13 protein-coding genes and 1 pseudogene are annotated in these 11338 nt (G+C 60.1%); 5 read left to right on the plus strand and 9 right to left on the minus strand.

The annotated features are described in order from the left end of the window. Positions 1-102 precede the first annotated feature (102 nt). Entirely contained in the window at positions 103-459 is a 357-nt protein-coding gene (locus ACSQ36_RS20705; protein ID WP_436183401.1) for a response regulator, read from the minus strand. Next, entirely contained in the window at positions 456-1955 is a 1500-nt protein-coding gene (locus ACSQ36_RS20710) for an RAD55 family ATPase (protein ID WP_436183402.1), read from the minus strand. The genes ACSQ36_RS20705 and ACSQ36_RS20710 overlap by 4 nt, the downstream gene beginning before the upstream one ends. Before the next feature lie 236 nt (positions 1956-2191). Here ACSQ36_RS20710 and ACSQ36_RS20715 point away from each other — a divergent pair. From ACSQ36_RS20715 to ACSQ36_RS20725, 3 genes and pseudogenes are all read left to right on the plus strand, one after another. Further along, a pseudogene (locus ACSQ36_RS20715) lies at positions 2192-2440 on the plus strand (LrgB family protein); the annotation flags it as partial. Positions 2441-3136: 696 nt separating this feature from the next. Next, on the plus strand, positions 3137-3838 hold the full coding sequence (locus tag ACSQ36_RS20720; RefSeq protein WP_436183403.1) for a DUF2968 domain-containing protein: 702 nt from the start codon (positions 3137-3139) through the stop codon (positions 3836-3838). A 402-nt stretch (positions 3839-4240) separates the two neighbouring features. Beyond that, positions 4241-4948, plus strand: coding sequence for an OmpA family protein (locus tag ACSQ36_RS20725; protein WP_436183404.1), 708 nt, complete (start codon positions 4241-4243; stop codon positions 4946-4948). Positions 4949-5070: 122 nt separating this feature from the next. Here the strand turns inward: ACSQ36_RS20725 and ACSQ36_RS20730 are convergent, their stop codons facing one another. The 4 genes from ACSQ36_RS20730 to ACSQ36_RS20745 are packed head-to-tail and all read right to left on the minus strand — an operon-like array spanning position 5071 to position 6829. Continuing rightward, positions 5071-5574, minus strand: a complete 504-nt coding sequence (locus ACSQ36_RS20730) for a methylated-DNA--[protein]-cysteine S-methyltransferase (protein WP_436183405.1) — start codon at positions 5572-5574, stop codon at positions 5071-5073. Positions 5575-5603: 29 nt separating this feature from the next. Beyond that, positions 5604-5864, minus strand: a complete 261-nt coding sequence (locus ACSQ36_RS20735; RefSeq protein ID WP_213767968.1) for a hypothetical protein — start codon at positions 5862-5864, stop codon at positions 5604-5606. After that, entirely contained in the window at positions 5857-6639 is a 783-nt protein-coding gene (locus ACSQ36_RS20740; protein WP_213767969.1) for a DNA/RNA non-specific endonuclease, read from the minus strand. The genes ACSQ36_RS20735 and ACSQ36_RS20740 overlap by 8 nt, the downstream gene beginning before the upstream one ends. A 55-nt stretch (positions 6640-6694) precedes the next feature. Then, positions 6695-6829 (minus strand): hypothetical protein, encoded by a 135-nt coding sequence (locus ACSQ36_RS20745; RefSeq protein WP_436183406.1) that lies wholly within the window; start codon positions 6827-6829, stop codon positions 6695-6697. A gap of 50 nt (positions 6830-6879) precedes the next feature. Between ACSQ36_RS20745 and ACSQ36_RS20750 the strand changes: the two genes are divergently transcribed. Both ACSQ36_RS20750 and ACSQ36_RS20755 read left to right on the plus strand, forming a co-directional pair. Then, complete coding sequence (locus ACSQ36_RS20750; protein WP_436183407.1) at positions 6880-7959, plus strand: alpha/beta fold hydrolase; 1080 nt, start codon at positions 6880-6882, stop codon at positions 7957-7959. Positions 7960-8007: 48 nt separating this feature from the next. After that, positions 8008-8328, plus strand: coding sequence for a YnfA family protein (locus tag ACSQ36_RS20755; RefSeq protein WP_436183408.1), 321 nt, complete (start codon positions 8008-8010; stop codon positions 8326-8328). A 36-nt stretch (positions 8329-8364) separates the two neighbouring features. On the opposite strand, the gene ACSQ36_RS20760 is transcribed toward ACSQ36_RS20755, so the two are convergent. From ACSQ36_RS20760 to ACSQ36_RS20770, 3 genes are all read right to left on the minus strand, one after another. Further along, positions 8365-9396 carry a DUF2891 domain-containing protein gene (locus ACSQ36_RS20760; protein WP_213767971.1) on the minus strand — a complete coding sequence of 344 codons (1032 nt, stop codon included), beginning with the start codon at positions 9394-9396 and terminating at the stop codon, positions 8365-8367. 299 nt (positions 9397-9695) lie between these two features. Further along, complete coding sequence (locus ACSQ36_RS20765) at positions 9696-11048, minus strand: type II toxin-antitoxin system HipA family toxin (RefSeq protein WP_436183409.1); 1353 nt, start codon at positions 11046-11048, stop codon at positions 9696-9698. Then, on the minus strand, positions 11048-11305 hold the full coding sequence (locus ACSQ36_RS20770; RefSeq protein WP_213767973.1) for a helix-turn-helix domain-containing protein: 258 nt from the start codon (positions 11303-11305) through the stop codon (positions 11048-11050). The genes ACSQ36_RS20765 and ACSQ36_RS20770 overlap by 1 nt, the downstream gene beginning before the upstream one ends. Positions 11306-11338: the final 33 nt, after the last annotated feature.

Raw genomic sequence — 11338 nt, forward strand, 5'->3', positions numbered from 1 at the left:
CCCGTTCTAGTTGAAGCGGTTTATCGAAGAATCCGGCTAACCGGAGCGTTTGGTTGAGCAGGGATCGTGCCCAGGCGCCGCGCCTCCCTACGCGGATTGCCCTCAGGCCGTGCCGATCAGCCGCGCGACGATTTCGACGAGTTCATCGATGGAAAGCGGCTTCCGATGGAATTCGAGGTGCGGGTGCGTGACCGCCGGCGTGCGCGCGGCGGCGCTGGATAGCACGACGGGAATCTGCGCGAGGGTGTCGTCGGCGGCGAGTGCGTGACATAACGCGACGCCGTCCATGGTCGGCATCATCCAGTCCGTGATGATCAGGTCGGGAGGATTGGCACGCACTGACTCGAGCGCCAACAAGCCGTTTGATGCCGTACTGACCTCGTATCCTTCCATCTGAAGCACAAGCCGCCAGGTGGTCAGCAGGTCAAATTCATCGTCTACGACGAGGATCTTTTTCATGTCCGCGTGCCGGAGTCCGGGTCGGATGGCGTGAACGGGATCGTGCCGCGCGCCGATAACAATGTGGTCTTGCCGATGAAACCGTCCGTGAGACGCAAGCCATTTTCATCGATGACGAAGCGGCGAATGGACGAATCGTGGGCGCTTTCGCGCTGCTTGATAACAGAGATGATCCGGTACAGCGACGTGGTTGTCTCCACGTATCGCATCAACACGATGTTCTCCGTCATCGCCGACGCGCGGATCGAGCCCCCATGCGCCATATCGGCATAAAGCGGCAGCTCCTCGGTGAGCAGCGTCGTGATGCTTTCCTGGCGCAGCCGGTGCGTCAATGCGTTCAGGAACAGCCCGAAACGCTCCATGCGGTTCGCCGAATCGTGGAATCCCTCAATCCCGTCCACCACCAGCCGCGACGCGCCCGCACGCTTCACTACCGCAATCAGCTCGGCCGCCAGTTCGTCGATGGCGAGTTCCACCGACGGCCGCCATTCGACGATCAGACGGCCGTCGGCGACTGCATCGGCAAGATGGATGGACACGGATTCCGCCTTGGCGACCAGCCGCTCCGGCGACTCGTAAAAGCCGAAATACACGCAGCGCTCGCCGTTAGCTACGCCGGCTTCCAGAAATTTCAGCGACAGCAGCGTCTTGCCGATCCCCGATGGCCCGATCAGCGTCGTAGTCGAGCCGTTCACCACGCCGCCGCCGAGCATGGCGTCGAAGTCGGGGAAGCCGAACGCCAGCTTCGACTTCAGGTCCGGCGCTCCTTCAAGCAGCTTCGCGCGTGCTTCCAGGCGTGGGAACGTGACGAGGCCGTCGGCGGTGATCTTGAAGAAGTGGCGTCCCAGCAGATGATCGCGGCCGCGCAATTTATGCACTTCCACTTCGCGCGCGCGCCGCATGCCGGTGGCGAAACGGTTGAGTTCGACCAGGCCGTCCACGAGCGTATGTTCCGGATGCGGCTCGTTGCCCGACAGCGGCGCGAGGATCAGCGTGGTGCAGCCCGCGGCCGTCACGAACGCGCTCAATTCGTGAATGAACTGCGACAATTCCAGCTCGGTGGAACTGAATTCGCGGGCGCTGCGAAAACCGTCGATCACCATGAAACGCGGGCGGCTTGTCTTGATGGTCGACGCGATCAAGGCGAGGAAACCGTTCAGGCCGTCGCGCATCAGTTCGTGGTAGCCGGAGACGAACAGCATTTTGTCCGAGATAGCGTCGGCGTTATAGAACGACAGTCCTTTCAGATGCGACAGCAGCTTCGAATGCGACTCCGCGATCAGCGTGATGTACAGCACCGGGTCACCCTCGGCCACGCGATGAAAACCGATCTGCGTGGACAAGATGGTCTTGCCCGCTCCCGCCATGCCTTCGATCAGATACAACCCGCCCTTGATCAGGCCGCCGCCGAGTATGTCGTCAAGGCCGGGCACGCCGGTTGTCACGGTGTTCCGGTCGGAATCGGTCTGGCTGGATGGAGTGGCTTGGTCGGTCATGGAGATCTCGTGTGCCGTCGCTCGGCTCGTTCGTATGTCGCGTAGAAACGGATTATCGCCGAGATGGCGGGCGATGTCGGAATTTGTAAATTTTCATGGAGGCGTCGATTGAATCGACCGGATTAAATCGACCGGAATCGGGAGTTGAGAGCTTGATCCGAGCCCGTGCCGCATCAGCCTGATTGCGCGCACTTTTCGCGCCCGGTCGCGTTTGTCGAGTTGTGTCGCGCCACCGGCTGGTGATTTGCACTGGCGTGTTCGGGGTGCTATCTGCACGCACGAGCCTCGACGTTTTACGTATCGAAGAGCCCGATGTGCGAGGGTTTGCGCCTGGCGTGGCATCGCATGGCATAGGGACAGCGCGCGTTTTCCAGGTCAGCGACGAAACGGGCGCATTCGCCGGCCTCAGCATGGGCTTGAACGGATTGTTCACGGCATTCGTGATGCCGGTCTTGTTGCCGATGGTTTTGCGCTGGATCAACTGACCCGCGGAGAATTGAAACGATCAAGGCCGTATAGGAGAAATTCGGAACTTCCTCATGGTTCGGACGGCGCGGAGATGGTCTCATCTTGGCTGGTCGCGAGCGCTGTTATCAGGCGCACGCGAGTTCCTCTCCTGTCTCACGCCTGTCACGAGTACGCGGTTCAGCGGTTGTTCGCGCGCAGGCATTTTTTGCGCGAGTCTTTCTCATGTCCTTGCATGTCTGTTCATTTCATTCACATTCATTCCGTTCAGTTTTCACGACTGCCAGCCTGGTCGCGTTGGGTGTTTTGTTCCAGGTCTCGCCGAGCATGGCGGCAAGGTCCGTCGATCCACGCATCTACTCGGGCGCGCCGTTCGCTTTCAAAGCGGATCGAGGAATCTTTTCCGCAGTGCCGACACACCCGGTCGATGCGCGCATCTTCTCGCCCATCAGTTCAGCCGGCGACCAGTACGCTCGAACGGCCGTTCAGGAGCACGCACGCCTGCGTCACGATATATAAAACACGGCGGGAATTCCGCAATGCTTATGCAATGCCCCGTTACATGAATCGCTTCATGAATCGTTTCAAACCGGTAAGTGTTTTCAGGCGATGATGAGACTTTAAAAAGCCTCTTCATGCATTTTCCGCTTTAGCTTTTCTATCTGCCATAATTCCGGTGCTTTCGCATTCTTAATTGCGTTCAACCCGGAAATTCCATGAACTCCAACACTACAACGAGAGGCGGGGCACTGGTCTTGGCATGGTTCGTCCTGTGCGGCGCAGCGTGTGCTGCCGGGCCCGCAGCGCCCATGCTAGGCAATGCCCCGGCGGCCGATGCACTCGGGGACTCAAGCGCGCGCCGCAGTCTTCTGACCAACGGCGCGGCCGACGAACCGCAGGCAACAGTGAATGGCAACATCGCGGAACTGCAGCAAATGATTCGCGACGGAAAGGTGACGGAATTGCGCACCACGTATAACGGCAGCTATGGCGCGAGCATGCTGTTTTACCCCGATGAAATGACGTTTTATATTGCATTGTTTCAGCAAAAGAAATTCTGGCGCGTGGTCAAGACTCAAGTGGATTCGCGTGCGGAAACAATATATGCGGACTTTGCCAAGAACAGCGCGGCGCTCGCCGATACCGAGATCCGCCGGACCAAGCTCGAAGCCGAAAAGAACTTTGCTGACCGGCTGATCGCAGTTCAACAAGGGCGCGCGAATCGTCTGCAGGCGGACCTCGATGTCGCCCGGGCGCAGCAAAGCCAGGTCGCCGATCGGCAGGCCGAGCAACAGGAAGCGATCCGTTCGCTGCGGGCGCAACAGGATGCCGCGCAAGCGCAATTGCGTGCATTGCAAACCAAGGTGCAGGATCTTCAACGCCAGTCGGATGTCGACCTGATGCCGTTGCCAAAGTGAAGCGTGCCTGACGGATCAGGCTTCCTTATCTTGCCTTTTCTGCCTGCGCTTCGATAGCTTGCAGCGCATTTCAAACTGTGAAAAAGCGGCCGCATTCGCGGCCGCTTTTCATTCCCCGCGCAGTAATGATGCGTCAAAAGTTTTCTGATTGTTCACGTTTATGGGTTGTTTCCGAAATCGCTCGAAAGTGTTTCATTAATTAGGAATTATCCAGTTAGGAATGCTAGTTTCTGCGTGCTAACATGCCGCGCGATTTCGGATTCCAGATCATTTTCAAGATCCAGGTCGAAGGCTTGAGGCGAATAAGGTGGCTGTGAAAATCGGGTAACTGTCTGATGGCCCATCCAGTACGCATTTGTCTCGATATTTCAGTCACACGTCAATTTAAGAATGGTAAACAAGATGTCCAATAAACTAATCGCTGCAGGTCTGTTGTCAATCGGCGCGCTCGCTGGCTGCTCTACTGCTTCGGGCCCGACTTTCAACGCCAACGAGATCCAGACGGCCAATGGCGCGCAGGTTTATCGCGTTGAATGTCATGGTTTGTTCGAAGGCGTGGCAGCATGCGTGAAGCAGGCGCAGAAAATTTGCGGCGACAAGCCCGCGTACAAGCTCGAAACCATGGAACGCCTGCGTGCCGCCCCGTCTGAAGACGCGGCCGATCCGCGTATCCTGACGTTCCAGTGTGGCGCGCCCGCGCAGCCGGAAGTCGCACCGGCGCCCGCACCGGCTCCGGTGCCGCAGGCCGCGCCGGAAATGCCCCGCCAGATCGATTTGAGCGGCGACGCGAATTTCGCTACCGACAGCGCCACGCTGACGGAAAAGGCGAGCAACACGCTCGACGAGTTCGTGTCTGCTGCCCAGGGCGTGACGTTGCGCCAGGTCGCAGTGGCGGGCTACACGGATTCGACGGGTTCGGCAACGCATAACCGTCAGTTGTCGCAACGCCGTGCGGAATCGGTGATGCAGTATTTGAAGAGCCATGGCCTGCGTTCGCAAAACTACACGGCGCAAGGGTTTGGCGCGGCGAATCCGGTCGCATCGAACTCGACCGTCGCTGGCCGTGCAAAGAATCGCCGCGTCGAAATTCGCGTCAGCACGCAGCAATAATCGTGTAGCTGTTTCAACGCCCCGGACGCTGTTTCCAGGCGTCCAGAAGCGTAAAACCCCCGCAGGCGCGTTGCGCCTGCGGGGGTTTTTTTGATGCCCATATTCGATCTATCGGTTGCGTTTCAGAACAGGGTGAGTTGCGCGCGTCCCGGGCCGCCTTCAAGGGTCAGCAGATGTTGCTTGCGCTCGACGCCGCCCGCGTAGCCGGTCAGCTCTCCATCGGCGCCTATCACGCGATGACACGGCACGATGATCCCCACGGGATTGCGCCCGTTCGCTCCGCCCACGGCTCGCGACGCCCCCGCGGCCACGCCCATCCGGCGCGCAAGATCTCCATAGGTCCAGGAGGTGCCGAACGGGATCTCTTGCAATGCCGCCCATACACGCTGCTGGAACTCGGTGCCATTGAGCCGCAACGGTACGGAAAACACCGTGCGCTCACCGGCGAAGTACTCGGCGACCTGTTCCTTCGCCGCCATGATCGCGCGTGACTTCGGCGTTCCCGTATCGATGAGACCGGCGGGGAAGTGCTTCTGGCCGACGAAGAACAATCCCGTCAGGCAGTCGTCCTCCGCGCGATACGCGAGGTGGCCCAGCGGACTCGGTGCAATGTGGCATTCGATCAAGATACGTCTCCGGCCAATTTTCTTAACACTCAGATGAACGGATTATCCGTCTTGCCCGCTGGCTTTGGCGGTTCATCGGCGAGTTTCACGGGTAAGCCTGCGTCATTCTGCAAGGCATCGACGATAGCGTTCACCGCCTTTTGCAGCGCAAGCGCGGTACTCAAGCCGGTCTTGTCGCGTGCGATTTCCAGGTCGCCGGAAATGGAGAGGCGCGCGGTGTCGTTGGCTATCACGAGCGCGTCGCCGTTGATGTTGAGCGTATCGGTATCGTTGGCAAATGGCTTAAACACCTTTCAGTCCTCCAATGCGTTGGTCTTTCAGCGTGTCCGGAATGCCTGGAAATTGCAGCCCGCTCATGGCTTCAAGTTCATGGACCGTCTTGACCGTGTATTCGTTCGTCGGCGTGTTGTCGACCACCACGGCGAACGCCAGGTCGCGGCCCGGTAGATACACTACCTTATACAACTGCGTGGGCACGAGCACGTGCGACTCACCAATAGTCTGCAACTGCCGTCCGGAAAACAGGGGCCCTGTGACCACGTAGGCATCGCCGGATTGCTCTACCAGGCGCCGCACGGACTGTTCTATGCGCGACCAGATGCGCCGGTTGTTCGACGGATTTTGCGGGACGACGTTCGCGAGCGAAAACGATTCCGCCATGCTTTGCTTATTCCAGCGATCACCGGCCGGGCTCATGTGGCCGCGATCGTAGCCGCTCTTCTTGTAGTCCGAGAGCGTGGCGCTGTTGCCGGGCGGCAGTTTTTTATCGACGAAAAAACGGTTGGTCCGGGTGTTGTCACGGGCATCGTCCATGTGCTCCGCCGTCAAGTGTTCCGCCGACCACAACGGCCCGTGTGTCACGCCGGAATGCAGGACAGCGAAGTCGGAATAACAGAGTTGCTGCGTCGAGACGCGCATCTTCGCATTGGCGACAATGGGCGCGCGGCCACCGGGGCTGAACTGGGAACAGTCGTTGGCCGCGAAGGCGTTGAGGGACAAGGTAGCGCCGAGCGCGGCCAGTAATGGTGCAACATACGGTGCAAAAAGCGTGAAGCGGATTTTCATGCGGCGTGCGGGGGTTGGGTTTCGTCGAGGCGGGAGTATAAGGCGCTGGGGACCATCACGCGACGATGAGATGGGTGGTATCGACGGTATCCATGCTGTCGGCGGCCAAGACACGCAAAACGCGCACGCGATAAAATTCCCCCGCCGTCGCCGCGCGCATGCGTGCATCGTGGGGCCGCGACGGTCCCATCCGACTTTGCTGGTTTTTCCCTTGTTTTCCATTTGCGAGCTTCCGCGCCCATGACTTCGATTAGCCGCATGCTTTGTGCTGTTTTAGCTTTAGCCGTATCGATTGCATCGCCCGCTTTCGCCGATGACCCCGCGTCCTCGCCATCGGTCGCTTCATCTCCGGCACCGTCCGACAACGACGGGCCTGCGTACGGCCCCGAACTCCAGGGCTTCGACTATCCGTATCCGGTCGGCCGGTTCGCGATTTCATCGCAGCGGCAAATCGTACGCATGGCGTATATGGACGTCGCGTCCAAGCGTCCTAACGGACGGACCGTCGTCCTCCTGCACGGCAAGAACTTTTGCGCGGCGACGTGGAAGGAGAGCATCGATGTGCTCACCGAAGCGGGGTATCGCGTGATTGCGCCGGACCAGATCGGCTTTTGCAAGTCGACCAAGCCGGTGCGGTATCAGTACACGTTCCAGCAACTGGCGCGCAATACGCACGCGTTGCTTGCGGCGCTTGGCGTGAAGAAAGCGACGCTCGTCGCGCATTCCACGGGCGGCATGATTGCGGTGCGATATGCGCTGATGTATCCGCAAGAGACCGAGCAGCTTGTGCTGGTGAATCCGATCGGGCTGGAGGACTGGAAGGCGAAGGGCGTGCCGTCCATTTCGATTGATGACTGGTACGCACGCGAGTTGAAGACCAGCGCAGACAGCATTCGCAAATACGAGCAAGCCACGTATTACGCAGGTCACTGGGACGCACGTTACGAGCCGTGGGTGCAGATGCTGGCGGGAATGTATCGCGGGCCGGGCAAGGACGTGGTCGCCTGGAATTCGGCCTTGCTCTACGACATGATTTATACGCAGCCGGTCGTGTATGAATTCGGGCAGATCAGGACGCCGACGTTATTGCTGATCGGCGATAAGGACACAACCGCGATTGGCAAGGATCTCGCGCCGCCGGAGATCCGGCCGACGCTCGGGCGTTATCCGGAGCTGGCTAAACGCGCGGTGGAGGCGATTCCCGGTGCGAAGCTGGTCGAGTTTGCGGAGTTGGGGCATGCGCCACAGATGCAGGACCCGCGCGCGTTTCATCAGGCGTTGCTCGCCGGGCTGGCTGCGCTTGGTGAGAATGGCAATTGAGCGGGTGCTGATAGAAACCCTCTGTCAATCCCTCATGCACACGAAACCATGAAGACGTTCCTGCTGTATGTCGTGACCGCCATCGCCGAGATAGTGGGCTGCTATTTCCCTTACCGATGGTTGAAGGAGGGCGGTTCGCCCTGGCTTCTTGTCCCCGGTGCGCTGGCGCTCGCACTCTTCGCATGGTTGCTTACCCTGCATGCGAGCGCCGCCGGCCGCGTGTATGCCGCGTACGGCGGCGTGTATATCGCCGTGGCGATCATGTGGCTATGGATCGTCGAACGGATTCGCCCGACAAGCTGGGATCTTGCCGGCGTCGCGATCGCGCTGGCCGGCATGAGCGTGATCGCGTTTCAGCCGCGCGGGTGAGGTCGGGGGCCGGAGCGACGCTAGGCGTCGAACCGGTCAGGCCTCCAGCGCCAGCAACGCAAACGTCGCGAGCCAGTGCTCGCCCATGTAGTCACCCGCCACATGCGCCAGGCCTTCTGCAAGGTGAGCGTTCGCTGTGGCGTCAAGCAAGCCGATACGCACGTCGCCCGCCGGCAGCCCACGTGCGAGTGAACGCTGGCACCACGCGCGGCTGAGATTCAGGCCGTCGAGGTGGGCGAGCTTGCCGTCGCTGCGATCGGTCACGGTGGCCGGCACGAACAACGTCGCGGGTTCGCTCGCATCCAACCGGGGCAGGAAGCGGTCGAACCAGCCGGCGAATTCGGCTGCGGGCAACACTCGGTGCATCAATTCAGCCTCCATCAGCGACGACGATAAAAACTCATCGCCGCCCGGTTCCCACGCCTGACAACCCGCATCGTTCAGATACCAGCGGCGCGCGGTATCGGCGATCAGCGTTTCGAACGCCGTGTCACCCACCTGACGTGCGTAACCGATAGCCAGCGTCAGCGCGAACGCCGTATTGAAATGCGTGCCCACCCGCAGCGGATACGTCAATTTCGGCAGGTACTCCGTGAAACGTTCGACAAACGCGTGCGCAAGCGGCGCCAATGCCACGGACCAGCGTTGGCCTTCTGCTGACTGCATCGAGTGAAGCTGGCCAGCAAGCGAGAGCAGCCACGCCCAGCCGTACGGACGCTCGAAACCACGTGCCTCCGGACGCTGCAAGTACGCGACTTCGGCGGCGACGTTGGTAGCGGTGAAATGCGAGTCGATCAACGCGCGAATTTCCGGTGCTTCCGGTAACGCGGGGAAGCGGTCGACGAGCCGCGCGATCAACCAGTATCCGTGCACGCACGAGTGCCAGTCGAAGCTGCCGTAGAAGATCGGATGGAGGGCGCGCGGGCCTTGTGCATCGGCGGCGCTGCCCATCACGTGGTCGAGCTTGTTCGGGTATTCGCGGGTGAGGTGGCCCAGTGCGAGCCGGGCGAATTTCGATGCCAGGGCGGCATCGAGCGTGTGCTGCGTTTGATGGGACTGCGGGTTCATGCGGTTCTCCAGAAAAACCAGGCGTCCGCAATTATGGCAAAGACTTCGGCTCAGGGGCCGCATGAATGGAGAGCCGCCACACGGTGCCAGGGCACTGTTTTCGGTTACTTAGGGTAATGAATAAATTCTTTCAATTTTGAAAATTGTAAGGTTCGTTCTGAACGTTTCATGCTTCCCATTGGCTGCAAACCGTTGATCCAATGGGAATTCAAAGCTGAAAAAGGTTTTGCGAAATTTCGCTCAATTCGTTTTCTGACAAAAACTTGTTCACCGATGTGCGGTGGGCTTCGTTGGAACGCTCAGGCAACTAACCTGGCTGGCATCGCGTCGAGTGCGGCCACGGTCCTGCGCAGTCCCTCGAAGATACGGTCCGCGACCTTGGCCGGAAAACCCTGCGGCAGCTCAGCCGACACACGCTCGATAACACCGGGCGTCTGTGCAATCAGCCGCTCGATGATCGGCTCCGCATCCTGTCCATACGAGCATCGCGGCGCCATTGCGTTGAAGTGGCGGCGCTGGATATCGCGAAAAGCGTAGTGGCGGTTCTTGCCCGACACAGCCATGGCAAGCCGGGCCCTGAACCACGACCACTGGTTCGCTCCCTTCCCCTCGACCGGCCAGATGGACATGACGTCATAAAGCGGAGTCAGTCGATACCGTCCGCCCGCGAGAAGCCGGATGCTGAAGTTCTTCGCGTGCCCGTCCGGGGCCGCCAGCAGCCAGAAGAGGATCTGCGTGGTCAGCAGCGTTTCAACGTCCTTCCTAGCCGTCTCGGACTGCTGGAGCACTTGCGCCAGATCGATCACGCCCGGGCCGCCTTCGTTCTCATACTTCTTGTGCGAGGGCAGCCCCATCACCTGGCAAAAGTCCTCTTGCGGCAACCTCAAGATCCACTTGCCGCTTGAGTGCATCTGGCGGTCGAAGCGTTTTACGCACAGCACGCGTTGCTTGCCGAAGGTCTTGATCTCCGTTTCAGCGACCGGTACGCCGTAGGCCTGCAGGAGATGCATGCACAGCCATTCGTTTTCCACCGATGTGGTGAGGTCCGCGCGCCGGTTGCCCACCAGGCCGAGTGGAAGCTTCAGGATATGCGTGGTAGGCGTGGCGCCGTGGGGTTTCATCCACTGGCCCTCGTGCCAGAGAAGCGCCGTCTTTTCCTGCGCGCCGGCGAGGGAAATCCGGAAGTCGTCTTCGTCGTCCTGGGGGCCAAAGGTGCCGCTGCCCGCAGTCTGGTTCAGGAGTGTCTCGATTTCCCCTTCACTGAGCGGGGTGCCATCGATCTGTTCGACACCGGTGGGCTGCTCGTCGATGCCCAAAAGCTGGACCGCGCCGACGCAGTCCCGGCCAATGGCCTGCAACAGATCAAATGCATCCAGCGTATCCGTCCGGAATCGCTGGCCGATTCGCTTTCGAATGGCTTCGCTGTCCGGCAGCAGGTTGTCGAAGTAGTTAAGTACGCGCTCGCCTTTGAGCGGGGCGTTATCGAGCGGGATGGGGAGCGACAGCGAAAGGGGGCGGCCAATGTCGGAGGCGGCCCACGCGGGGTTATAGGCGAGTTCCATCGGGCCGCGAGTGGGGATGCGCCAGATGCCCATCCGTACGCCGTTGACCCATACCGAGAGTGCTCGGGAATGTGGCTTGCGTCCTGCCATTACCACTCCAGCGCAGGCGCGGGGGAGGGTGGAGCGGAGGAATCCTTGTCCAGAACGAGGAGTTGCAGCTCGTATGCACCAAAAAGCGTCAGCAACTGATTGAGTGTCAGCGCGCCGGAATCGGTCTCGAGCGTTGATATGCGACTTTGGCTGATGCCAAGCCTCGCGGCCGCTTCGGCTTGGGTGAGGCCCGCGCGCCGGCGGCCAGCCGCGAGAATCTGACCCATCTGATAAGGCGTTGCGATGGTCTGTTGCATGACAATTATCTCTCACACGAATAAACGCAATTT

This window comes from Caballeronia sp. LjRoot34 (assembly GCF_964253815.1).
GTDB lineage: Bacteria > Pseudomonadota > Gammaproteobacteria > Burkholderiales > Burkholderiaceae > Caballeronia.

Coding starts and splice junctions, on each gene's coding strand:
- ACSQ36_RS20705 (WP_436183401.1), bottom strand. CDS start 459: ATGAAAAAGATCCTCGTCGTAGACGATGAATTTGACCTGCTGACCACC.
- ACSQ36_RS20710 (WP_436183402.1), bottom strand. CDS start 1,955: ATGACCGACCAAGCCACTCCATCCAGCCAGACCGATTCCGACCGGAAC.
- ACSQ36_RS20720 (WP_436183403.1), top strand. CDS start 3,137: ATGAACTCCAACACTACAACGAGAGGCGGGGCACTGGTCTTGGCATGG.
- ACSQ36_RS20725 (WP_436183404.1), top strand. CDS start 4,241: ATGTCCAATAAACTAATCGCTGCAGGTCTGTTGTCAATCGGCGCGCTC.
- ACSQ36_RS20740 (WP_213767969.1), bottom strand. CDS start 6,639: ATGAAAATCCGCTTCACGCTTTTTGCACCGTATGTTGCACCATTACTG.
- ACSQ36_RS20745 (WP_436183406.1), bottom strand. CDS start 6,829: ATGGGACCGTCGCGGCCCCACGATGCACGCATGCGCGCGGCGACGGCG.
- ACSQ36_RS20750 (WP_436183407.1), top strand. CDS start 6,880: ATGACTTCGATTAGCCGCATGCTTTGTGCTGTTTTAGCTTTAGCCGTA.
- ACSQ36_RS20755 (WP_436183408.1), top strand. CDS start 8,008: ATGAAGACGTTCCTGCTGTATGTCGTGACCGCCATCGCCGAGATAGTG.
- ACSQ36_RS20760 (WP_213767971.1), bottom strand. CDS start 9,396: ATGAACCCGCAGTCCCATCAAACGCAGCACACGCTCGATGCCGCCCTG.
- ACSQ36_RS20765 (WP_436183409.1), bottom strand. CDS start 11,048: ATGGCAGGACGCAAGCCACATTCCCGAGCACTCTCGGTATGGGTCAAC.
- ACSQ36_RS20770 (WP_213767973.1), bottom strand. CDS start 11,305: ATGCAACAGACCATCGCAACGCCTTATCAGATGGGTCAGATTCTCGCG.